This window comes from Massilia sp. NBRC 108631 (assembly GCF_059704565.1).
On sequence record NZ_BAAKJE010000261.1, the window covers coordinates 52,017 to 75,225 of the forward strand.

The 23,209-nt window shown below is 69.1% G+C and carries 22 protein-coding genes; 12 read left to right on the top strand and 10 right to left on the bottom strand.

Going from position 1 to position 23,209, the window contains the following annotated elements; all coding sequences use genetic code 11:
* Nucleotides 1–80: 80 nt before the first annotated feature.
* Nucleotides 81–1,082 (top strand): alpha/beta fold hydrolase, encoded by a 1,002-nt coding sequence (locus tag AC6H42_RS28295; RefSeq protein ID WP_497549474.1) that lies wholly within the window; start codon nt 81–83, stop codon nt 1,080–1,082.
* 48 nt (nt 1,083–1,130) lie between these two features.
* Here the strand turns inward: AC6H42_RS28295 and AC6H42_RS28300 are convergent, their stop codons facing one another.
* Nucleotides 1,131–1,610: a MarR family winged helix-turn-helix transcriptional regulator gene (locus AC6H42_RS28300; protein ID WP_057154491.1), complete on the bottom strand. Its 480-nt coding sequence runs from the start codon at nt 1,608–1,610 to the stop codon at nt 1,131–1,133.
* A 26-nt stretch (nt 1,611–1,636) separates the two neighbouring features.
* On the opposite strand from AC6H42_RS28300, the gene AC6H42_RS28305 reads away from it, so the two are divergent.
* Nucleotides 1,637–2,371: a siderophore-interacting protein gene (locus tag AC6H42_RS28305; protein ID WP_497549475.1), complete on the top strand. Its 735-nt coding sequence runs from the start codon at nt 1,637–1,639 to the stop codon at nt 2,369–2,371.
* Here the strand turns inward: AC6H42_RS28305 and AC6H42_RS28310 are convergent.
* Nucleotides 2,353–3,594: an MFS transporter gene (locus tag AC6H42_RS28310; RefSeq protein ID WP_057154493.1), complete on the bottom strand. Its 1,242-nt coding sequence runs from the start codon at nt 3,592–3,594 to the stop codon at nt 2,353–2,355. The genes AC6H42_RS28305 and AC6H42_RS28310 overlap by 19 nt on opposite strands.
* A 103-nt stretch (nt 3,595–3,697) precedes the next feature.
* Between AC6H42_RS28310 and AC6H42_RS28315 the strand changes: the two genes are divergently transcribed.
* The 3 genes from AC6H42_RS28315 (at nt 3,698) to AC6H42_RS28325 (ending at nt 5,962) form a co-directional block, all read left to right on the top strand.
* Entirely contained in the window at nt 3,698–4,159 is a 462-nt protein-coding gene (locus tag AC6H42_RS28315) for a winged helix-turn-helix transcriptional regulator (RefSeq protein ID WP_057154495.1), read from the top strand.
* On the top strand, nt 4,156–5,067 hold the full coding sequence (locus AC6H42_RS28320; RefSeq protein WP_497549476.1) for a beta propeller repeat protein: 912 nt from the start codon (nt 4,156–4,158) through the stop codon (nt 5,065–5,067). Before AC6H42_RS28315 ends, AC6H42_RS28320 begins: the two co-directional genes overlap by 4 nt.
* Before the next feature lie 64 nt (nt 5,068–5,131).
* Complete coding sequence (locus tag AC6H42_RS28325; RefSeq protein ID WP_057154498.1) at nt 5,132–5,962, top strand: hypothetical protein; 831 nt, start codon at nt 5,132–5,134, stop codon at nt 5,960–5,962.
* Between the two features lie 15 nt (nt 5,963–5,977).
* On the opposite strand, the gene AC6H42_RS28330 is transcribed toward AC6H42_RS28325, so the two are convergent.
* Entirely contained in the window at nt 5,978–6,607 is a 630-nt protein-coding gene (locus AC6H42_RS28330) for a hypothetical protein (RefSeq protein WP_057154500.1), read from the bottom strand.
* Nucleotides 6,608–6,714: 107 nt separating this feature from the next.
* On the opposite strand from AC6H42_RS28330, the gene AC6H42_RS28335 reads away from it, so the two are divergent.
* Entirely contained in the window at nt 6,715–7,641 is a 927-nt protein-coding gene (locus tag AC6H42_RS28335; RefSeq protein ID WP_497549477.1) for a hypothetical protein, read from the top strand.
* 12 nt (nt 7,642–7,653) lie between these two features.
* Here the strand turns inward: AC6H42_RS28335 and AC6H42_RS28340 are convergent, their stop codons facing one another.
* The gene (locus AC6H42_RS28340; RefSeq protein WP_057154504.1) at nt 7,654–7,968 is read right to left on the bottom strand and encodes a hypothetical protein; all 315 of its coding nucleotides are present in this window, start codon (nt 7,966–7,968) and stop codon (nt 7,654–7,656) included.
* 94 nt (nt 7,969–8,062) lie between these two features.
* On the opposite strand from AC6H42_RS28340, the gene lpxO reads away from it, so the two are divergent.
* Nucleotides 8,063–8,962 carry a lipid A hydroxylase LpxO gene (gene lpxO, locus AC6H42_RS28345; protein WP_057154505.1) on the top strand — a complete coding sequence of 300 codons (900 nt, stop codon included), beginning with the start codon at nt 8,063–8,065 and terminating at the stop codon, nt 8,960–8,962.
* Between the two features lie 8 nt (nt 8,963–8,970).
* Here lpxO and AC6H42_RS28350 read toward each other — a convergent pair whose 3' ends face one another.
* A complete protein-coding gene (locus AC6H42_RS28350; RefSeq protein ID WP_497549478.1) occupies nt 8,971–9,300 on the bottom strand; it encodes a hypothetical protein in 330 nt (109 codons plus the stop codon).
* Nucleotides 9,301–9,436: 136 nt separating this feature from the next.
* Here AC6H42_RS28350 and AC6H42_RS28355 point away from each other — a divergent pair, with 136 nt between their 5' ends.
* Nucleotides 9,437–11,155 carry a methyl-accepting chemotaxis protein gene (locus AC6H42_RS28355; RefSeq protein ID WP_497549479.1) on the top strand — a complete coding sequence of 573 codons (1,719 nt, stop codon included), beginning with the start codon at nt 9,437–9,439 and terminating at the stop codon, nt 11,153–11,155.
* Between the two features lie 13 nt (nt 11,156–11,168).
* On the opposite strand, the gene AC6H42_RS28360 is transcribed toward AC6H42_RS28355, so the two are convergent.
* Both AC6H42_RS28360 and AC6H42_RS28365 read right to left on the bottom strand, forming a co-directional pair.
* The gene (locus tag AC6H42_RS28360; RefSeq protein WP_057154508.1) at nt 11,169–11,369 is read right to left on the bottom strand and encodes an oxidoreductase-like domain-containing protein; all 201 of its coding nucleotides are present in this window, start codon (nt 11,367–11,369) and stop codon (nt 11,169–11,171) included.
* 4 nt (nt 11,370–11,373) lie between these two features.
* Nucleotides 11,374–14,526 carry a ligand-binding sensor domain-containing diguanylate cyclase gene (locus AC6H42_RS28365; protein WP_497549480.1) on the bottom strand — a complete coding sequence of 1,051 codons (3,153 nt, stop codon included), beginning with the start codon at nt 14,524–14,526 and terminating at the stop codon, nt 11,374–11,376.
* Nucleotides 14,527–14,725: 199 nt separating this feature from the next.
* On the opposite strand from AC6H42_RS28365, the gene AC6H42_RS28370 reads away from it, so the two are divergent.
* Genes AC6H42_RS28370 through AC6H42_RS28385 form a run of 4 tightly spaced genes read left to right on the top strand, consistent with a single transcriptional unit; the run spans nt 14,726 to nt 19,390 of the window.
* The gene (locus AC6H42_RS28370; protein ID WP_057154509.1) at nt 14,726–16,288 is read left to right on the top strand and encodes a DEAD/DEAH box helicase; all 1,563 of its coding nucleotides are present in this window, start codon (nt 14,726–14,728) and stop codon (nt 16,286–16,288) included.
* Nucleotides 16,285–17,289: a glycosyltransferase family 2 protein gene (locus tag AC6H42_RS28375; protein WP_057154510.1), complete on the top strand. Its 1,005-nt coding sequence runs from the start codon at nt 16,285–16,287 to the stop codon at nt 17,287–17,289. The genes AC6H42_RS28370 and AC6H42_RS28375 overlap by 4 nt, the downstream gene beginning before the upstream one ends.
* Entirely contained in the window at nt 17,286–18,995 is a 1,710-nt protein-coding gene (locus AC6H42_RS28380) for a glycosyltransferase 87 family protein (protein WP_057154511.1), read from the top strand. The genes AC6H42_RS28375 and AC6H42_RS28380 overlap by 4 nt, the downstream gene beginning before the upstream one ends.
* Entirely contained in the window at nt 18,992–19,390 is a 399-nt protein-coding gene (locus tag AC6H42_RS28385) for a GtrA family protein (RefSeq protein ID WP_057154512.1), read from the top strand. Before AC6H42_RS28380 ends, AC6H42_RS28385 begins: the two co-directional genes overlap by 4 nt.
* Here the strand turns inward: AC6H42_RS28385 and AC6H42_RS28390 are convergent.
* The 3 genes from AC6H42_RS28390 to rffA are packed head-to-tail and all read right to left on the bottom strand — an operon-like array spanning nt 19,387 to nt 23,209.
* Nucleotides 19,387–20,328, bottom strand: a complete 942-nt coding sequence (locus tag AC6H42_RS28390; protein WP_057154513.1) for a glycosyltransferase family 2 protein — start codon at nt 20,326–20,328, stop codon at nt 19,387–19,389. The two genes, AC6H42_RS28385 and AC6H42_RS28390, sit on opposite strands and share 4 nt — an antisense overlap.
* Nucleotides 20,329–20,330: 2 nt before the next feature.
* Nucleotides 20,331–22,064, bottom strand: a complete 1,734-nt coding sequence (locus AC6H42_RS28395; RefSeq protein WP_497549481.1) for a DUF6311 domain-containing protein — start codon at nt 22,062–22,064, stop codon at nt 20,331–20,333.
* Nucleotides 22,061–23,209, bottom strand: coding sequence for a dTDP-4-amino-4,6-dideoxygalactose transaminase (gene rffA / locus AC6H42_RS28400; RefSeq protein WP_057154515.1), 1,149 nt, complete (start codon nt 23,207–23,209; stop codon nt 22,061–22,063). The genes AC6H42_RS28395 and rffA overlap by 4 nt, the downstream gene beginning before the upstream one ends.

Genomic DNA, 23,209 nt, shown 5'->3' on the forward strand with positions numbered 1-23,209 from the left:
CTGATTCCCGGCCGGTGCCGGCCTTCCTAGAATGGGCTCACATTCTTCCGAATGCCAACCAACCGAAAAGGATACCAATTATGCGCACCGCTCAATTCCTCCGCCAGGCCGCAGCAATGATGACCGTGGCGCTGGCGGTTCATGCAGCCTACGCCGCGCCGGCCGGCCAAGCGGCTGCATCCGCCCATGCCGCCAATGTCGCCAGCACGGCCGCCGTCAGCTACCGCACCGTGAAGGTGGACGGCGTGAATGTGTTCTACCGCGAAGCCGGCCCCAAGGACGCGCCCACCATCCTGCTGCTGCACGGCTTCCCCACCTCGTCGCAGATGTTCCGCAACCTGATCCCGCTGCTGGCCGACCGCTACCACGTGATCGCGCCCGACTATCCCGGCTACGGCCAGAGCGAGATGCCGCCGATGGACAAGTTCACCTACAGCTTCGACAACCTGGCGCGCGTGGTGGACAAGTTCACCGAGGCCGTCGGCGTGAGCAAATATGCGCTGTACGTGCAGGACTACGGCGCGCCGGTCGGTTTCCGCCTGGCGGCGGCGCACCCGGAGCGGGTGAGCGCCATCGTGGTCCAGAACGGCAACGCCTACAACGAGGGCATCGACAATGAATTCTGGGTGCCGGCGAAGGCGTACTGGGCCGACAAGTCCGAGGCCAACGGCGCCAAGCTGCGTCCGCTGTTCGAGATCGGTGCGACCAAGTGGCAATACACGGAAGGCGTGCGCGACGTGCAGCACATCAGCCCGGACGCGTGGACGGTGGACCAGGCCTATATGGACCGTCCCGGCAATAAGGACATTCAGCTGGAAATGTTCTACAGCTACGGCACCAACCCCGGCCACTATCCGGCATGGCAGGCCTACTTCCGCAAGCATCAGCCGCCGATGCTGATCGTGTGGGGCAAGAACGACAAGATTTTCCCGCCCGCCGGCGCCCATCCGTATCTGCGCGACCTGCCGAAGGCCGAGCTGCACCTGCTCAACACCGGCCACTTCGCACTGGAGGAGGACAGCGCCGAAATCGGCAAGCTGATGCGGAACTTCCTGCAGCGGCATGTGAAAGCGGCCAAATAGCCCGCAGCCCGGGCGCTGCCGGCAGGCGCGGCCAGCCTTGGTCCAGGTTCAGTCCTGGTTCAGGTTCAGTTTCACCTGCTGCAGCAATGCCAGCAGCGCTTGCTGCTGCTGCGCGCTCATGCCGCGCACGGCCAGCGCATTGAGGATTTCCGCTTCGCGCTGGGCCGCCTGCTGGATGGCGCGGCCGGCGTCGGTCAGGGACAGGCGGGTGTTGCGGCGGTCGGCGGCATCGGCTTCGCCCTGCAGCAGGCCGCGCTCGCGCAGCGCCGTGATCAGGCGCGCCAGCTGCGCCTTGTCGCGGCCGCTATGGCGCGACAGGTCGCTCTGGGTGGCGCCCGGGTGGTGCCCGAAATAGCCCAGCACTTTCGCTTCCATATGGGTCAGCTCGTGCTGGCCGTCGCGCAGGGCCTGGAATTGCCGGCTCTTGTACTGGTGCATGATGGTGTGCACCAGCTCCAATACGGCCTCCTGCTGCTGCTCGCGGCAATGGTTGACATTGTCATTTGATTCGGGGATGATGGGTGACATTGTCAATCAATTGGAAAAGTAAAGACATGAGTATAGACTCTCCCGTCAGCCGTGTGCAGCGCGTGCGCCACGAGCTCAAGATCCGCCAGGCCGAGGTGGTCAGCGTGCGCAGCATCGGCAGCCATTTCCGCGCCATCACCTTCGGCGGCCCCGCACTACAGGATTTCCACAGCGCGTCCTTCGACGACCATGTCAAATTCATTCTCGGCGACGGCCCGGACGCCGCCAAGCGCGACTACACGCCGCGCAGCTTCGACCCGGTGGCGGGCGAGCTGGTGATCGAGTTCGCGCTGCACGGCGACGGCCCGTGCGCGGCGTGGGCGGCGCAAGCCGCGCCTGGCCAGCAGGTCATAATCGGCGGGCCGCGCGGTTCGCTGATCATCCCGGTGGACTACGCATGGCATTTGCTGGTAGGCGACGAAACCGGCTTGCCCGCGATCGCGCGGCGCCTGGAAGAGTTGCCGCGCGGCGCGCGCGCCACGGTCATCGTGAAGGTCGGGGATGCGGCCGACCGCCGCGCGTTCGCCGGCGAAGCGGCGCCCGACGTGCGCTGGGTCGACAGCGACGCCCAATTACTGGCCGCCGTGCAGGCGTGGCCGCTGCCGGCCGGCGACGGCTACGCCTGGTGCGCGGGCGAGGCGGCCACCATGGCGGCCGTACGGCACGAGCTGGTGGGCGTCAAGGGCCTGGGCAAGCACGCCATCCGCGCCGCGGCGTACTGGAAGCGCGGCGGCTGCGGCTATCACGACAACCTGGAGTAGGCCGGGCAGGCTTGCGGGCTGCTGCGCAGGGTCAGCGCCCAGAACAGCAGCGCCGCCAGGCTCACGCCGGCGCCCAGCGCGCACACGCCCAGCCAGCCGGCCGACGCGTACACGCGCGTGGAAGCCAGCGCGCCCAGCCCGCTGCCGGCGGCGTAGAACATCATGTAGCAGGCCACCACGCGGCTGTGCGCTTGCGGGTGGCGGCTGAAGATCATGCTCTGGTTGGTCACGTGGATGGCTTGTCCCGCCAGGTCGAGCACCATGATGCCGGCCACCAGCGCCCACAGCGACTGTCCGGTAAATGCCAGCGGCAGCCAGGCGGCCGCCAGCAAGGCCAGCGCCGCGCCGCTGGTGCGCTGGCCAAGGCCGCGATCGGCCAGGCTGCCGGTGCGCGCGGCAGCCAGCGCGCCCAGCACGCCAACCAGCCCGAAGGCGCCGATGGCCGTGTGCGACAGCGCATGCGGCGGGGCGCTCAGCGGCAGCACCAGCGCGGTCCAGAAGATGCTGAGCGCGCCGAACATCAGCATGGCGATCATGCCGCGCACCTGCAGCGTGCGGTCGGTAAGCAGCATGGCCAGCATGGAGCGCAGCAGTTGCAGATAGCGCGGCGCCATGCCGCCTGCCGGGCCGGCTTCGCCGGGCGATGGCGGGGCGGCCGCCGCTGCGGTCTGCAGGGGCAGGGCGCGCCACAGGATGGCCCCGAGCAGCAGCGCCAGCAGGGCCGAACCGCAGTAGACCGCGCGCCAGCCGGCCAGGTCGGCCAGCAGGCCGGCCACGGTGCGCGCGCTCAGCAGTCCGATCAGCACGCCGGCCTGCACGGTGCCAACGATGCGCCCGCGTTTCGCAGGCGCGGCGGTGGCGGCAGCGTAGGCGATCAGGCCCTGCGTCATCGCGGTGCCCAGCAGGCCCACGGCCAGCATGCCGCACAGCAACAGCGGTGTGGCCGGCGCCAGGCCCACGGCCAGCAGGGCCGCGCTCAGCAGGCCCAATTGCACCAGCATCAGGCGGCGCCGGTCCAGCAAATCCCCCAAGGGCACGACAAACAGCAGCGCCAGCGCGGATCCCAGCTGGGTGGCCGCGATCACCATGCCCAGCGCGGCATGCGCGATGCCGAATTCAAGCGCCAGCGCGTCCAGCAGCGGCTGCGCGTAGTAGACATTGGCGACGCTGACGCCGCAGGAAACAGCGAGCAGCAGCGTCATCAGCCGCGAACAAGTGGGCATGGGTTTCTCCAAACTGGTTTCAAATTAAAACTAGTTTCGAGTGTAAGCAATCCAGTATTAAAATGCAACCACATTAAGCCGTGGAAAATCAGGAGGGCAAGAGATGGCCAAGCGGAAAACGCTGAAACAGGACGCATGCCCGGTGGCGCGCGGACTGGATGTGGTGGGCGACCTGTGGTCGCTGCTGATCGTGCGCGACGCGTTCGACGGCGTGCGCCGTTTCAGCGCGTTCCAGAAGAACCTGGGCGTGGCCCGCAACATCCTGTCGGACCGGCTGCACAAGCTGGTCGGGCACGGCATCCTGGCGGTGTCGCCGGCCTCGGACGGCACGGCGTATGGCGAATACGTGCTGACCGCCAAGGGCCAGGCCCTGTTCCCGCTGCTGGTCAGTCTGCGCCAGTGGAGCGAGCAGTTCCTGTACCGCGCGGGCGAGCCTCATTCCACGCTGGTGCGCCAGGATACCGGCCAGCCGGTGCCTAAGCTGCGCCTGGTGGATGACACGGGCCGCGCGCTGGCGCCGGCCGATACCGTGGTGCGCAAGCTGCCGTCCGGGGAGGCTGCATGAAACCGGCATCCATGCTGTGCTGCGCCGTGCTGACCCACTGCGCCACTGCCGCCGCTGTCACGGCAGCGTTCGATTACCGCATCGGCGCCACCGGTTTTACCGAAGATGAGCACGGCATCCTGATCCACGCGCACGAGCCGCTCAAGCTGGAAGTGCGGCCCGGCGGCCGGGTCTGGCCGCCGCTGGTGGTCGACGACGGCGGCCGCATCTACGCGGGCGGGACCGTGATCGACGCGCTCAGCGGCCGCGTGCTGCAAACGGCCGGCAAGGGCGTGATCGCGCTGCCTTATGGCGTGCAGGTGGCGCCGGAGGCGGGCGGATTCCGTTTCCGCCGCAGCGCCGCACCGGGGCGCGACTGCCTGCTGCCGCTGCGCAAGCTCAACGCGGGCGGCGGCAAGCCGGCGCTGCAGGCCATGAAGGACGCCAACGTGGCGTTCGCGTCGTCGCCGCGTGGCGTGGTGGGCCTGGCCACGCACTTCGGCGCCGACGGCAAGGTCTCCGGCTACACCGCCAGCCTGATCGACGCCGCGTCCTGCAAGGTGGCGCACAGCACGCCGCTGGGCAACCCGGATCTGCTGGTGGAGCTGGCGGCATCCAAGTCGGGCGGCTGGTGGATCACCGGCTCGGTCGAGCAGACGCTGCTGCGCTCGGCCGACGGCCGCAGCTGGCGCAAGGTGCCGCTGCCGGCGCAGCTGTCCTCGCTGGTGAGCAGCTATGCGGTCAACGACAGGGAAATCTGGCTGGCCGCCGCGCAGGCCGGGGACGGCGACGACAAACCCTATATGCTGACCTACTCCGGCGACGGCGGCGCCAGCTGGGCCAGCCTGCGGCGCGACGATCCCTTGCTGGGCCGGTTGCCGCCGGCGTGGCTGGAGGGCCAGCGCCGGCGCGCAAGCGGCGGCGACTAGCAAGCGCCGTCTTTTGCGGCGTTTGAGTAATCTGCGGTTGAGACGGTTCTTTTTCGGGTGGATCATGGACGATCAGCAGATGCGGCAGACGGACGGCACGGCGGAGAGGTCGACGGGCGCGGCAGGCGGGACCGATCCGGCGCAGGCCGCCGGGCCGGCCGGCCTGGCGGGAATGGCTGGCCTGGCGGGGCTGGCGGGCGGCGCAGCCGACGCGCGCCGGGCCCGGTTGAGGACGCTGGGCTTGTGGTGCGCGCTGGTGCTGGCGGCGGTGGCGCTGGCTGGCGCCAGCTCGCTGATGTGGCGCAGCTTGCAGGCGGACCAGGCAATTGCCTTGGTGGCGCGCTCCGCCATGCCGGCGCGGGCCGAGCCGGCGCTGGCGCCGCTGCCGGAAGTGGCAAGCGCGCAGGACGTGGCGGTCGCGCTCGCCGCGCCCGCGCCGCAAGCCGTGCCGCCAGGTGAGCCTGCACGCCCCGCCTCGGCAACCGTTACTGGTGCCGCCACCGCCGCCACCGCTGCCACTGTTGCTATCGCCGCTGCCGGGCAGCCGGCCGCGGCTGCGCCGCAAGCAGGCGCCAGCCTTCCCGCTCCGCAGGCGCGGGCTGCGCTGGCCAGGCAGGGCAAGCAGGCGCAGCTTCCCGTCAAACGCGCGGCGGTGCGGGCGAAAGGCGGGGCGGCTGGCAAGGCTGCGCCGTTGCGCCGCATCAAGGCCGCCGCACCGGCGCGCAAACCGGTGACGGCCGGCGTCCAGCGCAGGTTGGCACAGTGCAAGGAAAGGGCGGGAGACGCCGCCGCCGCGTGTTTTGCCCGCGCCTGCCGCAGCTACGCGCGCAACGCAGCGATCTGCCTCAACGACGAACCGGCACGCCGCCGCCAGCTGGCCGACCGGCGGCAGTAGGCGACGGCTGGTGTTTTACCGGGCCGCTTCGGCAGCGCTCACGTCGTGCATTGCCACCACCAGGTCGGCAACGGTCAGCAGCGGCTTGAGCGGGAAACCATCCTCCAGGGCCACCAGCAGGCGGTCGGATGGCTGCTCGGGGCGCGCGGGCAGGAAAGCGAACTGGGGAAAGCGGGTCTCGCCGTGCCGCGCGATGTCGTGCAGGGTACGCGGCGCCGCGCGCAGCAAGCCGTTGCGCACATGGCGCTGGCGTTCCTCGCTGCGTTCCTTGAGTAGCGTGCTCAGGCGCGTTACTTCCTTGCGCAGGCGCTCCGCTTCGGCATGCTGGCGCTGCAGTTCCGCATCGCTCAGTTCTTCTTCCCATTGCGACAGTTTGAGCTGGCCGCGCTTGTGCAGGGCTTGCCGCTGCAAATCGATGTCGAGCGAGCTCAGGTGCTGCTGGTGGCTTTCCAGGTCTTGCACTTCCCGGGTGTCGCCGCTGGCGCGCAGCCATTTGTCGCCGAAGTCGAACACCAGGCCGTCATAGTAGAAGTACATCGGCAGCGGGTGCGGCGAGGACATCAGCAGCACCTGCTGTGCAGTCATGTTCCAGCGCTCGGCCAGTTCAGTCAGGGTGAGGGTGGTTTGCGGGGCATATAAGTTCATGCGCGCAGTATACGGGCATTTGCGGCGATCCGCCCGGATCACGGCGAGCCAGGTGTGGTAGAGTCCTGTTCGCTTTTTTCTTGCTACCTCCGGACTATTTCACACCTATGAAGATGCAGACTACGCCGCGCCTCGAGCCCACCTTCGGCGACGCGCCGCCCGTGGCTGCGGCGCCCGAAGCCGCCGAACCTGTCTGGCTTGAGGCCGGCGAATCCCATACCGAACCGCAGATGGCGCCCCCCGCCGGCGCCGCCGCTGCGCCTGCGGCCGCCGATGCCGCTCCCGCCGCCGCGGCGCGCCGTGCGCTGCCGGTGAAGACGATGGCATTGGGCGGCGCCGCCGCCGCTGGCCTGATCGCGGCGATCGTGTGGATCGGCAACACGGCGCAAGAGCAGCGCCACCGGCCGCCCGAACCGAAGGCCTTGGCGGCGCCTGCGGGCATGAGCGCCAAGGCATTGCCGGCGCCCGAAGTGCAAGCCATTGCTGCGCCCCGGGAGGTACCGTCGGCCTTCGTGGCGCCGTCCGAACCGCAGCATCCCGTGCCGGCGCCGCCGATGCCGGCCGGCGCCGGGGCAGCCGTGCCTGCCGCTGCGCCCGCCGCTGCGCCCGCAGCCATGCCGGCCGCCGCACACGGCACGACCGCCAGCGGCACTATCACCGCCGCCGGGGGCGTCGCGGCCGCCGCCACTGCCTTCGCGGGTCCGGCCGCCGCCCCGGCCCGTGCTGCTGCGCCGCCGGTCCGCACCGTCGCTCCCGTCCAGCTGCCGGCGGCGCCGGCGCCTGCCCAGCCGAAAGCTGTTGCCCGGGCGGCGGCCAAGGCCGCAACCGCCAAGCAGGCGAAGCCGCCCGCCAAGGCAGCCAAGGCAACCAAGACCGCCAAGGCCGGCGCCGTGCGCGAACCACGCAAACAGGCAGCGGCCAAACCGGTGCGCAAGGTGGCACCGGCCGCCAAGCCGCGTTGCGAAGCGGCCAACCGCAACACGGCGCGCTGCCGCGCCATCAGCAAGGCGGCCAAGAGCAGCCAGGCAAAGTAGCCGGGTAAGGGGTCAGGCCCCGCGCCTGGCGTGGCGGCGGCTTGCCAGCCAGTCCGCGCCGCCGTTGTCGAGGGCGGCGGCAATGACTGCGGGCGGCAGGCTGTACACCGTGGCCCAGGTGGCGCGGCCGTCGCCGGTGTTGGCGGGAAAGCTGCTGGCCTCGATCGGCCAGTGATACTTGCGCTTGAGCGCCTTGATGATGGCCGCCAGCGAGGTGCGGCCCTGCAATGGTTCGGCGCCGGTCTGGTCGCTGTTCGACAACAGCACCGCCAGCACGGCCGCCCGCGCACTCAGCGGACCGGGGAATTTGGGAGTTTTACTTGCCATGAGAGCATTGTAGCCTGAAGCATACGTCCTACGAAGATTCGGCAAAAGCGGCTGTTTGACGATATCATGACGGATTGCGTACGCTGGAGGCGCCATGAAATTGGCTCTGGTTTCATTCTATTTATTAGCAATCTTTCACATTCATTTCCGGGGCAAGGTGCGCCTGCCGTTCATGCGCCAGCTGTTCGACCATTCGTCGTTCATGGCGCCGATCAATCTGTTCATGCATGTGTTTTCCAAGGTGCCGTCCAAGCCCTACCTGGCGCTGGACCAGTTCAAGGAACTAGAGCCGCTGCAGCAGAACTGGCAGATCATCCGCGCCGAGGCGGAGAACCTGCTGGCGCTGAAGAAGATCAAGGCTGCCGAGCAGAACAATGACGCCGGTTTCAATTCCTTCTTCAAGAACGGCTGGAAGCGCTTTTACCTGAAATGGTACGACGCCAGCCATCCGTCCGCCGAACAGCTGTGCCCGCAGACTTATGCGCTGCTGAAGGGCATTCCCAGCGTGAAGGCGGCCATGTTCGCCGAGCTGCCGCCGGGCGGCAAGCTGAACCCGCACCGCGACCCGTTTGCCGGCTCGCTGCGCTACCACCTGGGCCTGGCCACGCCGAACGACGACCGCTGCTTCATCGACGTGGACGGCGAACGCCACAGCTGGCGCGACGGCCAGGGCGTGATGTTCGACGAGACCTATATCCACTGGGCCATCAACGGCAGCGAGAGCGACCGCATCATCCTGTTCTGCGACGTCGAGCGCCCGATGCGCTACCGCTGGGCGCAGGCGGTCAACCGCTGGCTGGGCCGCACCATGATGACGGCCGCCGCCTCGCCCAACGAGCAGGGCGACCAGACCGGCCTGGTAAGCAAGCTGTTCAAGGTGTCCTATGTGGCCGGCCAGTACCGCCGCCGCTACAAGGCCTGGAACAAGACCGCCTACAAGGCCACCAAGTTCGGCCTGATCATCGCGCTGGCCGCCGCCATCATCTTGCTGTAATCGTTGGCCTACTTGCTGGCCGGCAGGCGCTGGCTGGCTTCTTCCCTGGTCAGTATCCACACGTTCAGGATCTGGCCGTCGCTATCTTCCTGGTAGTTCACCACCAGGTTCTCGCCGCGCAGGCTGGCCGGCATTTCTATCGTGTTGTCCTGGTTGAAGATGCGCGCCGCCGGCGACAGCGTGCGCGTCTTGCCGTCGATGATGATGGACGGGTGCCAGGCCGGCGTCATCTTGCCGCGCTTGGCGTTGGGCGGGAAGGGGCGGCCGTCCGCCTGGGCCAGCAAAGGCAGCAGCAGGGGTACGGTCAATAGCAGGGTCAAGCTGCGGCGTCGCCACATGATGCGGGTCCGGTGAGGGAAAACGCCAGCTTACCGCATCTCTGTTGTGCTGCGTAAATCCGTTGCGTGGCGCGCGGACGCCGTTGCGCCATCGGACTATACTGGCTTCCGGACGATGCGCCTACAGGGAGATGCCATGAAATGGTTTTACAACCTCAAGATCGCCACCAAACTGATCGTGTCTTTCGGCGCCGTGCAAGTGCTGGCGCTGATACTGGGCTTGAACGCCATTGCGGCCATGGGCCGCATCAACCAGGCGTCGGATGCGCTGGCGCAGAACTGGATGCCCAGCGTGCAGGCCGTGATGTCGCTGCGCATCGACGTGGGCGATTTCCGCCGCTGGCAGTTGCTGCACATCCTGAGCAGCGAGCCAGGTTTTTACGACACCTACGAAAAACGCATGAGCGATACGCTGGCGGTGTTCCAGGCCGATAGCGAGCGCTATCAAAAACTCATTTCCAGCCCGCAGGAGAAAGCCCAGTACGATGCCTTCCTGAGCCAGTGGCAGCAATTCGTCGGCGACAGCGGCAAGCTGGTGGACGCGTCGCGCAAGGGACTGAAAGACGAGGCGCGCGCGCTGGCCACCGGCGCCGGGGCGCAGACCATCACCAGCCTCAATGAACAGCTCAACAAGCTGGTCAAGCTCAACGTGGACGGCGGTGGCCAGGCCAGCGGCGCTGCCACCGCCACCTACGACCAGGCGCGCCTGGCCATCGGCTTGCTGCTGCTGGCCACGGTGGTGCTGGGCATGCTGCTGGCGATGTGGGTGGCGCGCATCGTGGCGCGTCCGCTGCAGGAGGCCGTGACGGTGGCCAGGCAGGTGGCCGACGGCGACCTGACCAGGGAAATCGACGTCAAGAGCCGTTGCGAAACCGGGCAGCTGATGGCGGCGCTGAAGGACATGACGGCCAGCCTGCAAGCGCTGGTGGCGCAAGTGCGCAGCGGCACCGACACCATCGCCACCGCGTCCAGCCAGATCGCGTCCGGCAACCAGGACTTGTCCTCGCGCACCGAGCAGCAGGCCAGCTCGCTGGAAGAGACCGCCTCGTCGATGGAAGAGCTCACCTCCACCGTCAAGCAGAACGCGGACAACGCGCGCCAGGCCAACCAGCTGGCGCAGTCGGCCTCCGGCATCGCCGTCAAGGGCGGCGACGTGGTGGGGCAGGTGGTGGGCACCATGGCGTCGATCAATGAATCGTCGCGCAAGATCGTCGACATCATCGCGGTGATCGACGGCATCGCCTTCCAGACCAACATCCTGGCATTGAACGCCGCCGTGGAAGCGGCGCGCGCGGGCGAGCAGGGCCGCGGCTTTGCCGTGGTGGCAAGCGAGGTGCGCAACCTGGCGCAGCGCTCGGCGGCGGCGGCCAAGGACATCAAGACCCTGATCGGCGATTCGGTGGAGAAGGTGGACGCCGGCTCGCGCCTGGTGGACCAGGCTGGCGCGACGATGGATGAAATCGTGGCCAGCATTGCGCGCGTGACGGACATCATGACCGAGATCACGGCGGCCAGCCAGGAGCAGAGCAGCGGCATCGAGCAGGTCAACACCGCCATCGTGCAGATGGACCAGGTAACGCAGCAGAACGCGGCGCTGGTGGAGCAGGCCGCCGCCGCGGCGGAGGCCATGATGGACCAGGCGGCGCACTTGAGCCAGGTGGTCAGCGTCTTCAAGCTGAACGCGTCGGCCATGGCCGGCGCCGGCGCGCCGCCGGCGCGCAAGGCGCACGCGGCGCCGGCGCCAGCCGTCAAGGCGGCCCCGGCCAAGGCCTTGCCGCCGGCGCGCGCGGCCGGCAAGCCGCAAGCCGCGCGCCTGGCGGCCAGGCCGGCGGCGGACGAATGGGAAGAGTTCTAGCCCGCCAGCGCCGTTACGGATGCCGCTCTTGCCAGGCTTTCAGGTCGGCGCGGTACTGGTCCAGCGCGTCCTGGTAGATGTCGTCCACGCAATAGGCGCAGCCGCTGTGGCAGCAGTCGCCCGGTTCGGGCGGGACAGGGGGCTCGGGGCGCGGGTCGGGCTGGGGGGGCTGCGGGGCTTGTTGCTCCGGGGGCGCTGTGTTGCGATTGTTCATGTCGTTATTCCGCGCCGAGTGCCAGCAGCGCCTGGTTGCGTCCTTTTTCCTTGGCGCGGTACATGGCCTGGTCTGCCAGTTGCACCAATGCTTCGGCCGTGTTCTCGTCGTTCGGCGCCAGTACCGCCACGCCGATGCTGATGGTGACCACGCCGAACGGCGAGTCTTCGTGCGGTATCGCCAGCTTGGCCAGCTCGGCGCAGATGTCCTGCGCCACGCCGAAGGCGTCGGCGGCGTTGGTGGCGGCCGCCAGCAGCGCGAATTCCTCGCCGCCGTAGCGCGCCACCAGGTCGGTGCTGCGGCGTCCGTGCTTGGTGATCAGCTCGGCCACCGTGCGCAGGCAGGTGTCGCCGGCCAGGTGGCCGTAGCGGTCATTGTATTTCTTGAAGTGGTCCACGTCCATCAGCGACAGGGCCACCGTCTGCCCGGTGCGCGAGGCGCGCCGCCATTCGGCCGCCAGCGCCTCGTCGAAGCCGCGCCGGTTGCGCACCCCGGTCAGGCCGTCGGTGGTGCTGAGCGCGGCCAGCTTGCGGTTCGACTCCTCCAGCGCCGCGGTGCGCGCCGTCACCAGCGCGGCCAGCTCGGCCTGGCGCCGCGTCAGGCGCCGGATGCGCCAGCGGTGCGTGGCCAGCAGCCCGCCCAGCACCAGCAGGCCCATTGCCGCGCGGAACCACCAGCGCTGCCAGAACGGCGGCGTGATGATGATGGTCATGCTGGCCGGCTCGGCCGTCCACAGGCCGCGGTGGTTGGCGGCCCGCACGCGGAAGGTGTAGGTGCCAGGGTTCAGGTTGGTGTAGCTGGCGTTGCGGTGGCCGGCGTCGGTCAGCACCCAGTCGCGGTCGAAGCCGTCGAGCTGGTAGGCGTAGCGGTTCTGGCCCGGGTCGGTGTAGTGCAGCGCCGCGAACTCGATCGAGAACACCGAGGCCTGGGCCGACAGCGTCAGCACGCGCGGCGCCGTCACCGCGCCCTGCAGCTCGGCCCCTTCGCTGCGCTGGCCTTCGGCCAGCGAGCGGTTGAACACGGTGATGTCGGTGACGGCCACTTGCGGCGCCACCGTCTCGGTGCGCACCGCGCGCGGCGACACCGCCGTCATGCCATGCACGCCGCCGAAGTACAGCGTGCCGTCGCTGCCGGCGGCCGACGAGTTGGTGGTGTAGCCGTCGGTCAGGCCGTCGGCCGGGCTGTAGCGTTCGACCGCGCCGCTGGCCGGGTCCAGCCGGTACAGGCCGGCAATCGTGCTGGCCCAGATCTTGCCGTCCTGGTCGCTGCGGATGGCCAGCACCTTGCCCGCGCCCACCGCCGCCGCGTAGGGCTTGACGGTGAAGGCGCCGTTCGCGCCCAGCGTCACCAGGTCCAGGCCCTTGGCGGTGCCGACCCAGATGCGGCCGGCCGCGTCCTCGTGCAGGCTGGACACATTGTCGTCGGACAGCGAGGCCGGCGCATTGCCGTTGGCCCCTTCGGCGCCGTCGGGCGCATGGCGCAGGTGGCGGAACTTGCCGCTGGCCGGGTCCAGCAGGTCCAGCCCGCCGCCATTCCATTCCGAGCCGGCCCATACGCGGCCGGCGCGGTCTTCCAGCACCGCCGAAGTGCCGTTCACGCTGCGGCTGGCCGCATTGGCCGGGTCGTTGGAATAGATGTGGAAGCGGTCCTGCACGCTGTCGTAGCGTATCAGGCTGTTGCCGGTGGCCAGCCACAGCACGCCGTGCCGGCCGGGCGCGATGGCGTTGATGTAGTCGCTGGCCGTGTTGCCGAAGCGGATTACCTTGAACTGCCCGTCCGGCCCCAGGCGGTTCAGGCCGTTGGCCGTGCCGGCCCACAGCGGGCCGGGCTTGCCGGCGCCGTCCTGGCCTATGTCCTGGTACAGGCTGTAGACGATGTCGTGGCTCAGGCTGCCGGGTTTGCCTTCCTCGCTGCGGTAGCTGGCCAGCACCGTGCCGCTGGCCGGGTCGTACAGGCTCAGCCCGAGATTGGCCGCCAGCCACACCTTGCCGTGCGGCGCCGCCGCCAGCGCCAGCAGCGCGTTGGTGGACAGCTTGCCTTGGTCCAGGCGGTGCGGCACGTGGCGCCGGAAGCCGCTGCTGTTCAGGTTGGCCAGGCTGATGCCGTCGGTAAAGGAGGCCACCCACAGCATGCCGCCGCGGTCCTGCAGCATGGCGCGCAGATTGTTGCCCGGCAGCGAATACGGGTCGTTGGACTGGTGCTGGTACTGGTCGAAGCTGGCCGCCTCGGGGTTCCAGCGCAGCAGGCCGGCCGACAGCGTGGTGGCCCACAGCGTGTGCTGGCGGTCGATGTAGAAGCTGGTGATGCGGCTGGCCGGGCTGGCGGCGGGGCGGCGCGGCGCCCACGGCTGGCCGGCCAGCTGGCTCAGCACGCCGGCTTCCGTGCCCAGCCACAGGGTGCCGTCGCGGTCGAACTGCATCGCGCGCACGATGTTGCTGCGGCTGTCCGGGCGCGCGTCGCTGTCGATACGGTAGTGGCGAAAGCTGCTGGCGCCGGGCGCCAGGTAGTCCACGCCGCCGGGCCAGGTGCCGGCCCACAGGCCGCCGTTCCGGTCCAGCGCCAGTGCGTTCAGGTCGTTGCTGGCCAGGCTGTCCGGCTTGGCGGGGTCGTGCGCGTAGACCGTGAACTTGCCGCTGTCCGGATCGAAGTGCTGCAGGCCGCCCCAGGTACCGATCCACATGCCGTTCTTGCCGTCGGAAATGATGTTCTTGACGATCAGCCGGTTGACCGGGCCGGACGGCGGCGCGAACACGGTGAAATCGTTGCTGTCCGGGTTGTAGCGCGCCAGGCCGTTGGTGGTGCCGGCCCACAGCCGGCCGCGCTTGTCCTCGAAGATGGCGGCCACCCGGTCATGCGGCAGGCTGCGCGGGTTGTTGCGCGCGTGCGCGAACTTGACGGCGCGGTAGCCGTCGTAGCGGTACAGGCCGTTGCTGTGGGTGCCGATCCAGACGAAGCCCTGGCGGTCCTGCAGCAGCGCGAGCATGGACGGCTCGTCGTTGTCGAGCGGCCCCAGCTTCTTGAAGCGCAGCGACGGCGGCGCCGCCAGCACCAGGCCGCACAGGCACAGCAGCAGCGCGGCCAGCAGCAGCGCGGCCAGCGGTTGCGGCCAGTGCGGCCGGCGCGGCAGGAAGGGAAGGGGGGAAGTGGGGGTTGCCATCCTTGCCATTATACATTTCATTCATGTAACAGAATTACCGGAAGTTGGCAATTCGGCGCGGTTTCCGTGTACAGTGGCGGAAAATTAGGGTATCGTGTAGGCCGCTGAATTTGTATCCTGTATCCGCGCAAGCTGGCCCCGCCCTGCTGTCCTCCCGCCTCGCCGCTTTTCGCGGATTTTGTTGTTTATTGAAAAATTTATGTCCGACACCGAGAACATTTCCACGCCAGAAGCCGTCCCCGCCCCTGCCGCCGCTGCCACCGCCGCCGTGGTTGACGCCGCCGCCGCCGAGCAGGTCCGCTTTGCCGACTTCGGCCTGTCGCCCGACATTCTGCGCGCGCTGACCGCGCAAGGCTACGTCCATCCGACCCCGATCCAGGCCCAGGCCATCCCCGTGGTGCTGCAGGGGCGCGACGTGATGGGCGCGGCGCAGACCGGCACCGGCAAGACCGCCGGTTTCTCGCTGCCCATCATCCAGCTGCTGCTGGCGCACGCCAACAGCTCCATGTCGCCGGCGCGCCACCCGGTGCGCGCGCTGATCCTGACCCCGACCCGCGAACTGGCGGTGCAGGTGGCCGAGAACGTGGCCGCCTACTGCAAGTTCACCCCGCTGCGCTCCTGCGTGGTGTTCGGCGGCATGGACATGAAGGGCCAGACCGTGGCCCTGAAGGCCGGCGTCGAGATCGTCATCGCCACCCCGGGCCGCCTGCTGGACCACATCGAGCAGAAGAACATTTCGCTCGGCCAGGTGCAGATGCTGGTCATGGACGAAGCCGACCGCATGCTCGACATGGGCTTCCTGCCCGACCTGCAGCGCATCATCAACCTGCTGCCCAAGCAGCGCCAGAACCTGATGTTCTCGGCCACCTTCTCGGGCGAGATCAAGAAGCTGGCCAACAGCTTCCTGAAGGACCCGCAGCTGATCGAAGTGGCGCGCAGCAACGCCACCGCCGAGCGCGTCACGCAGGTGGTGTACAAGGTCAGCGAAGAGCACAAGCGCGACGTGGTGGCCCACATCCTGCGCCAGCGCGAGCTGAAGCAGGTGATCGTGTTCTCCAACACCAAGATCGGCGCCTCGCGCCTGTCGCGCAGCCTGGAACAGGAGGGCATGAAAGCCACCGCCATCCACGGCGACAAGACGCAGCAGGAACGCATGGCCGCGCTGGAGTCGTTCAAGAAGGGCGAGATCGACGTGCTGGTGGCCACCGACGTGGCGGCGCGCGGCCTGGATATTTCCGACCTGCCTTGCGTGATCAACTACGACCTGCCGTACAACGCGGAAGACTATGTGCACCGCATCGGCCGCACCGGCCGCGCCGGCGCCTCGGGCGACGCCATCTCGATCTATTCCGAGAAGGACGAGCGCCTGCTGGTGGACATTGAAAAACTGATCAAGCAGACCATCAAGCGCGGCGAGCTGGAAGGCTTCGCGCCGTCGTCCTCGCGCGGCGAGCGCGACGACCGGCACGGCGAGCGCCGCCACGGCAGCCGCCGTCCGGAAGGCGAAGGCCGTTCCGGGGCGGGCAACGCCGCGGCCGGCGCGCCGTCCGGCAGCTACGGCGGCGGCGCGGGCGCACGCCCCGAGCGCAGCCGCTCCCCGTCGGGCTACGGCGGTGCGCCGCGCCGCGAGAAGATCGACCCGTGGTTCCTCAAGCCTTACGAGCCGGCCAAGAGCACGGCCCCGGCCCCCGCGCCGCTGCCGCAATCGAGCAAGCCGAAACAGAAAGTGGCGGCACTGCTGGGAGGCCTGCGCAAGCCGTGAGCGTCCTGAATCACCAGCGCATTGCGGTCCTGCTGCCATGCTATAACGAGGCGCTGACCGTGGCCGCCATCGTGCGCGACTTCAACGCCTGCCTGCCGGGCGCGCCGGTCTACGTGTTCGACAACAACTCCACCGACGATACCGTGGCCGTGGCGCGCGCCGCCGGCGCCGTGGTGCGCACGGTGACCCAGCAGGGCAAGGGCAATGTGATCCGCCGCATGTTCGCCGACATCGACGCCGACGTCTACATCATGGTCGACGGCGACGACACCTACGACGCCAGCGTGGCGCCGCAGCTGGCCGCCCGCCTGGTCGACGAGGGGCTGGACATGCTGGTCGGCACCCGCGTCACCGAGGAGCAGCAGGCCTACCGCTTCGGCCACCGCTTCGGCAACCGCCTGCTGACGGGCTGCGTGGCCGCCGTGTTCGGCAGCACCTTCACCGACATGCTGTCGGGCTACCGCGTGTTCTCGCGCCGCTATGTCAAGTCCTTCGCCGCGCACGCGGCCGGCTTTGAAACGGAAACCGAACTGACCGTGCACGCGCTGGAACTGCGCATGCCGGTGGCCGAGGTGGAAACGGTGTACAAGTCGCGGCCCGAAGGCTCGGTGAGCAAGCTCAATACCTACCGCGACGGCGCGCGCATCCTGTGGATGATCATCAAGCTGTTCAAGAACGAACGGCCGCTGCTGTTCTTCGCCGCCGGCGCCGTGGCCAGCCTGCTGCTCTCGCTGGGGCTGGCCGTGCCGCTGTTTGACACCTATATGCACACCGGCCTGGTGCCGCGCCTGCCCACCGCCGTGCTGTGCGTGGGGCTGGCCTTGCTGGGCGCCATGCTGCTGACCTGCGGCATGGTGCTCGACACCGTCACCCGCGGCCGCATCGAGCAGAAGCGCTTCGCCTACCTGCAGGTTGCGGCGCCCGCCGCGCGCCTGGACGCCGCCAGGAGCGGCGCGGCAAGCGATACCTGCGAGACCGGCGGCGTGCGCAACGCCGCATGAGGCTGGCCGCCGCCGCCGACCGCTGGACGCTCTACCTGGACGGTGCGAAAGCGCAGTCCGCCGCGCGGCTGCTGCCGCTGCTGTACGGCCTGGTGGCCCTGGCCTACGGCCAGGACGCCAACTGGGACCTGGGCAATTACCACTGGTACGCGCCGTTCGCCCTGCTCAACGGCAAGATCGGCTACGACCTGGCGCCCGGCCAGTGGCAAGGCTATTTCAATCCCACGCTGGATCTGCTGTACTACGGCCTGAACCAGCTGCTGCCGGCGCCGGCGGCCGGCTTCGCCATGGGCGCGCTGCACGGCGTCAACGCGCTGCTGCTGCTGGCCATCGCGCGCGTGCTGCTGCCGGCAGGCCAGCCGCGCGCGCGTGCCGCCGCGTTGCTGCTGGCGCTGGCAGGCTGCCTGCAGCCGGCTTTCATGGCCGGGGTCGGCAACACCATGGGCGACAACATGACCACCCTGACCGTGCTGGGCGCGCTGCTGTTGCTGCTGCGCGGCTGGCCCGGCTTGCTGGCGGGGGGGCGGCGCGGCGCCGCCACGGCCGTGCTGGCCGGCCTGCTGGCCGGCCTGGGCACCGGCCTCAAGCTCACCAACGCGGTGTACGCGCTGGCGCTGTGCCTGGCCATGCTGGGGCTGGCCATGCCGTTCCGGCTGCGGGTGCGCACCGCCTTCGTGTTCGGCGCCGGCGTGCTGGCCGGCATCGGCATCGCCGCCGGCCACTGGTACTGGCGCATGTGGAGCGTGTTCGGCAATCCCTTGTTCCCGCAGTTCAACGACCTGTTCCGGGCGCCGCTGGCCGCGCCGATCGGCATCGGCGACACCGGCTGGATCCCCAAGGGGCTGGCGGAAAAGCTGCTGTGGCCTTTCATCTTCACCTTGCAGCCCAAGCGCACCATCGAGATCTTCATCGTGCCGCTGGTCTGGCCCATGCTCTACCTGGCCTTCGGCTGGCTGGCGCTGGCGCTGCTGCGCCGCGCTACCGCCCTGGTTCCGCTGGCGCCCGCGCCGCCGCTGGCGCCGCGCGTGCGCTACACGCTGCTGTTCATGGCGCTGGCCTACCTGGTCTGGCTGAACCTGTTCGGCATCTACCGCTACCTGACGCCGCTGGAAGTGCTGGCGCCGCTGGCGCTGTGGCTGATCGTGCAGCACTTGAGCGCGCACTGGGCCGCGGCGCCGCGCGCGCGCGCCGCGCGGCTGGCGGCCGGCGCGCTGCTGCTGGCCGCCGTGGCGGGCCAGGTACATGGCGGTTGGGGCCATGCGCGCTGGACCCTGGCCGGGATCGACGCCACCGTGCCCGCGTTTGCCGCGCCGCGCCAGAACCTGGTGCTGACCGTGCACGGCAATCCGCCCATGGGCTGGCTGGTGCCATTCTTCCCGCCCGAGCTGGCCTTCGTGGCGCTGGGCGGCGGCTTTCCCGAGTCGCCCGCCTACGTGGCGCGCATGGAGGCCATGATGGCCGCGCGCAGCGGCCCCTTCTACGTGATGATGACGGCCGCCGCGCCGCAGCGCACCGCGCGCGCCGCCGCCGCGGCCGCCGAGCGCGACACGGCCGTGCTGGCCGACGCCCGGCAACTGCTGGCGCGCTACCGCCTGCGCTATGAACCGTCCAGCTGCACCGTGTATCCGGCCGCGCTGGGCCGCAACCGCCACGCCTACCGGCTATGCCGGGTCGAACGGCTGGCGCAACAAGAGGAGAACCAATGACAGCCACTATCGCAACCCGGGTCCAGCTGCTGCGCTTCGCGGTGGCCGGCGTGGCCGGGCTGGTGGTCGATGTGGCGGTGCTGTACGCGGCGCTGGCGCTCGGCTGCAATTTCTACGCCGGCCGCGTGCTGTCCTTCCTGGCGGCGGTGTACGCCACCTGGCGCATCAACCGCCGCTACACCTTCCAGCCGGGCGGCGGCAGCCTGTGGGGGGAATGGTGGCGCTACCTGTCGGCCATGCTGGCCGGCGGCGCCGTCAACTACCTGGCCTCGGCGGCCGTGGTGGCGCTGGCGCCGCCCTGGCCGCTGACGCCGGCGCTGGCGGTGGCCGCCGGCTCGCTGGCCGGCATGGGCTTGAATTTCATCAGCGCCAAGTGGCTGGTGTTCCGCCGTTAATCCTTGGCGCCGCCGTGCGATTCGCGCACCAGGTACACCGGCCGCCGCTTGACCTCGTGGTAGATGCGGCCGATATATTCGCCCAGCACGCCGATGCCGATCAGCTGCACGCCGCCGATGAACATCACGCTCACCATCAGCGAGGCGTAGCCCGGCACGTCGATGCCGAACAGCATGGTCTTGACGGTGATCAGCAGCGCGTACAGTAGCGCGAACACGGACGCGCCCAGGCCGACGTAGGTCCAGATCTTCAGCGGCGCCGTGCTGAAGCTGGTGATGCCTTCCAGCGCCAGGTTCCACAATTTCCAGAAGTTAAAGCTCGACACGCCGGCGCCGCGCGGGCCGTGGTCGTACGGGATGGTCACGGTGCGGAAGCCGACCCAGGCGAACAGGCCCTTCATGAAGCGGTGGTTTTCCGGCAGCTTGCGCAGCGCCTCCACCACCGCCTTGTCCATCAGGCGGAAGTCGCCCACGTTGGCCGGCACCTGGATGTTGGAAATCTTGTTGTGGAAGCGGTAGAACTGCACCGCGGTCAGCTTTTGCAGGGCGCCGTCGGTGACCCGGTCGGTGCGCTGGGCCAGCACCACCTCGGCGCCTTTTTCCCACTGCGCCAGCATGTCGGCGATCAGCTCGGGCGGGTGCTGCAGGTCGGAGTCGATCGGCACCACGGCGTCGCCCATGGCGCGGTCCAGCCCGGCGGTCAGCGCGGCTTCCTTGCCGAAGTTGCGCGACAGGTCGACCACGTGCACGCGCGGATAGCGCCGGTGCGCCTCCAGCAGCTCGTTCCAGGTGTTGTCGCGGCTGCCGTCGTTGACAGCGATCACCTCGAAATCATACTGCGGCAGCGCCGCCGCCACGTCGTTGACGCGGCGAAAGAACTCGGACACATTGCCCGATTCGTTGTAGAACGGGGCGACCAGCGAGACGACTTTTTTCATTGCTATTTCTCCAGAGTGGCCGGCGCCGGGCGTTTGCACAGCCAGGCGAAATCGGCCTCGATACAGGTGGCGGCGGCCGGGCCGCCCATCAATTGCTCCGCCTCGGCGCGCTGCGCGAAATCGTCCTTGAAGAAGACGAAGCCGGTCGCTTGCGTGCCATGGGTGGCGATTTCTGCGGCGTAATTATCGCAGGGCCGCTTGACCCGCGCCACATAGCCGGTGGACACCGTCATGTGCTGCTTGACCGCGTACAGCATGGTCGGCAGGTGGGTCAGCGTGGGCGAGGCCTTGCTGCAGCCGAACGGCGGATAGACCTGCAGCGCGCGGGTGGACGGGCCGAAGAAGCCGCGCCACACCGGCTGCGTGATGCGCTCGGTCACGCCCAGCGCCACCGTGTCGCGCACCAGGCGCTGGTGCGGACCCAGGTCCCAGATGTGCAGCACCAGCAGCGCGGCCAGCAGCGCGGCGGCGCGGCGCGGCGCCTGGTAGCGCCACAGCGTGATGACGGTAAAGGCGGTGAGCGCGTAGCCGACCGGCCAGAAGAAGCGGCCCGAGCTGCGCATGACCGAGGTCAGCTTGGCGGTCCAGGCCGGCAGGTCCAGGTGGAACAGTTCGCTCTTGCCGAGGTAGACGATGTTCGACAGCGCGTACAGCGTCATGAACAGCAGCACCCAGGCCAGCGCGCGGTGGCGCTGCCAGAAGCCGGGGTCGATGCGCGCGCGCAGGCGCAGCGCATAGATGGCCGCGCCGATCACGAACAGGCCCAGGTAGGCGAAGCCCTCGCCCTGGCCGTCGTGCGCGTACATGGCCGGGAATTTCAGCGTGCGGCCGCCGGCCAGCGGCGACAGCAGGTTCATCGAGTAGTAGCCGAAGCCCCACTCGCCGCCGCCGGCGCCGCCGCCCAGCGGCAGCATGGTGAGCGGCAGGCTGGCCGCCAGCAGCACGGCCGGCGCGGCGGCAACCATCAGGGTGCGGCGCGGAGCGCGCACCACGTCGCGCGCCAGGTCGGCCGCGAACAGCAGGCACAGCATGCAGAACAGATACAGGTTGATGTAGAACGCCGCCAGCAGCAGCGGGGTCCAGGCGCCGACGGACACGTGGCCCAGGCGGCTGCCGCGCAGGTAGGCAGCCAGGCCGAACAGCAGCAGCCAGTGCGACATCAGGCTGATGTGGTGGATACGGATCGCCAGCGGCGCGAACAGCGCCAGCAGCACCGTCATGGCCAGCAGCGGCATCCAGGCGCGCAGGCGCGCCTCGCGGCACAGCCACCAGGCGCCCACGCCCTGCAGCAGGTAGCACAGCCCGACCCAGGCCGCGAACGGGTTGCGGAACGGCGTGTCCGGGCCGTGCTGCCACAGCTTGAGCAGCACCGCGTACAGCGGCACGGCGTCCAGGAAGGTGACCAGCGTGCCCTGCGGCGCGTTGATCGATTCCAGGCGCAGCAGCGGCCAGTGCCACGGCTCGCGCACGAAGGCGTTGAAGCCGGCCAGGTACTGGCCGATGTCGTTGTCCTGCAGCTGCCAGAACTGGGTAAGGCCGCGCATGAACGGGGTCGAGAACAGCCAGTGCGCGATGGCCAGCGACAGCAGCGCGGCCAGCAGCATGGCGAACGGGCCGGACGGGCTGGTCAGCAGCGCCAGCCAGCGCGGCCGGGCGGTGCTGCCGCTGTGGCTGTTTTTACTGCTTTCACCGGCGGCGGCCGGCGCGCCGGCGGCCAGGCGCAGTCGCTGCGTCATCGCTGCGCCGGGTGCTGCCGCAGCGCCGCCTCCAGGGCCGCCACCACGCGTGGCAGTTGTGCGTCCAGGCCGACCCACAGCGGCAGGCGCAGCAGGGTTTCGGACAGGCGGTCGGTGTTCTGCAGCACGCCGTGCGCGCGGCTGAACTTGAGGCCGGCCGGCGCGCTGTGCAGCGGCACGTAGTGGAACACCGGATTGACGCCCTGCGCCTTCATGGCGTCGATCACGGCGCTGCGCTGGGCCAGCGAGTCGAGCAGGATGTAGTACATATGGGCGTTGTGCACGCAGCCTTCCGGGACCACCGGGCGGCGCAGCTGGCCGGCCGCTTCCAGCGGCGCCAGCGCGGCGTGGTAGCGGTTCCACAGGTCCATGCGGCGGCCGTTGATCGATTCGGCTTCCTCCATCTGGGCCCACAGGAAGGCCGCGATGACCTCGCCCGGCAGGTAGGACGAGCCGACGTCGACCCAGGTGTACTTGTCCACCTGGCCGCGGAAGAACTGGCTGCGGTTGGTGCCTTTTTCACGGATGATCTCGGCCCGCTCGGCCAGCGCCGGGTCGTTTACCAGCAGCGCGCCGCCTTCGCCGGCAATGATGTTCTTGGTCTCGTGGAAGGAGTAGGCGCCCATGTGGCCGATGCTGCCCAGCGGGCGGCCCTTGTAGGTCGACAGGATGCCCTGCGCCGCATCCTCCACCACGATCAGCTTGTGGCGGCGCGCGATGTCCATGATGGTGTCCATCTCGCAGGCCACGCCGGCGTAGTGCACCGGCAGGATGACCTTGGTGCGCGCGGTGATGGCGGCCTCGATCTTGGTCTCGTCGATGTTCAGCGTGTCCGGGCGGATGTCGACGAACACCGGCACCGCGCCGCGCAGCACGAAGGCGTTGGCGGTGGTGACGAAGGTATAGGACGGCATGATCACTTCGTCGCCCGGGCCGACCTCGGCCAGCAGCGCCGACATTTCCAGCGCGGCGGTGCAGGAGTGGGTCAGCAGCGCGCGGCGGGTGCCGGTGCTGCGTTCCAGCCAGCCGTGGCACAGCTTGGTGAACTGGCCGTCGCCGGACAGGTGGCCGTTGGTGTGGGCCTGGGCGATGTGCCACAGTTCGCGGCCGGTCATGAAGGGCTTGTTGAATGGAATGCTTTGCAT

Coding starts and splice junctions, on each gene's coding strand:
- AC6H42_RS28295 (WP_497549474.1), top strand. CDS start 81: ATGCGCACCGCTCAATTCCTCCGCCAGGCCGCAGCAATGATGACCGTG.
- AC6H42_RS28380 (WP_057154511.1), top strand. CDS start 17,286: ATGAGGCTGGCCGCCGCCGCCGACCGCTGGACGCTCTACCTGGACGGT.
- AC6H42_RS28385 (WP_057154512.1), top strand. CDS start 18,992: ATGACAGCCACTATCGCAACCCGGGTCCAGCTGCTGCGCTTCGCGGTG.
- AC6H42_RS28315 (WP_057154495.1), top strand. CDS start 3,698: ATGGCCAAGCGGAAAACGCTGAAACAGGACGCATGCCCGGTGGCGCGC.
- AC6H42_RS28330 (WP_057154500.1), bottom strand. CDS start 6,607: ATGAACTTATATGCCCCGCAAACCACCCTCACCCTGACTGAACTGGCC.
- AC6H42_RS28350 (WP_497549478.1), bottom strand. CDS start 9,300: ATGTGGCGACGCCGCAGCTTGACCCTGCTATTGACCGTACCCCTGCTG.
- lpxO (WP_057154505.1), top strand. CDS start 8,063: ATGAAATTGGCTCTGGTTTCATTCTATTTATTAGCAATCTTTCACATT.
- AC6H42_RS28370 (WP_057154509.1), top strand. CDS start 14,726: ATGTCCGACACCGAGAACATTTCCACGCCAGAAGCCGTCCCCGCCCCT.
- AC6H42_RS28300 (WP_057154491.1), bottom strand. CDS start 1,610: ATGTCACCCATCATCCCCGAATCAAATGACAATGTCAACCATTGCCGC.
- AC6H42_RS28320 (WP_497549476.1), top strand. CDS start 4,156: ATGAAACCGGCATCCATGCTGTGCTGCGCCGTGCTGACCCACTGCGCC.
- AC6H42_RS28335 (WP_497549477.1), top strand. CDS start 6,715: ATGAAGATGCAGACTACGCCGCGCCTCGAGCCCACCTTCGGCGACGCG.
- AC6H42_RS28325 (WP_057154498.1), top strand. CDS start 5,132: ATGGACGATCAGCAGATGCGGCAGACGGACGGCACGGCGGAGAGGTCG.
- AC6H42_RS28365 (WP_497549480.1), bottom strand. CDS start 14,526: ATGGCAACCCCCACTTCCCCCCTTCCCTTCCTGCCGCGCCGGCCGCAC.
- rffA (WP_057154515.1), bottom strand. CDS start 23,209: ATGCAAAGCATTCCATTCAACAAGCCCTTCATGACCGGCCGCGAACTG.
- AC6H42_RS28355 (WP_497549479.1), top strand. CDS start 9,437: ATGAAATGGTTTTACAACCTCAAGATCGCCACCAAACTGATCGTGTCT.
- AC6H42_RS28395 (WP_497549481.1), bottom strand. CDS start 22,064: ATGACGCAGCGACTGCGCCTGGCCGCCGGCGCGCCGGCCGCCGCCGGT.
- AC6H42_RS28310 (WP_057154493.1), bottom strand. CDS start 3,594: ATGCCCACTTGTTCGCGGCTGATGACGCTGCTGCTCGCTGTTTCCTGC.
- AC6H42_RS28305 (WP_497549475.1), top strand. CDS start 1,637: ATGAGTATAGACTCTCCCGTCAGCCGTGTGCAGCGCGTGCGCCACGAG.
- AC6H42_RS28390 (WP_057154513.1), bottom strand. CDS start 20,328: ATGAAAAAAGTCGTCTCGCTGGTCGCCCCGTTCTACAACGAATCGGGC.
- AC6H42_RS28340 (WP_057154504.1), bottom strand. CDS start 7,968: ATGGCAAGTAAAACTCCCAAATTCCCCGGTCCGCTGAGTGCGCGGGCG.
- AC6H42_RS28360 (WP_057154508.1), bottom strand. CDS start 11,369: ATGAACAATCGCAACACAGCGCCCCCGGAGCAACAAGCCCCGCAGCCC.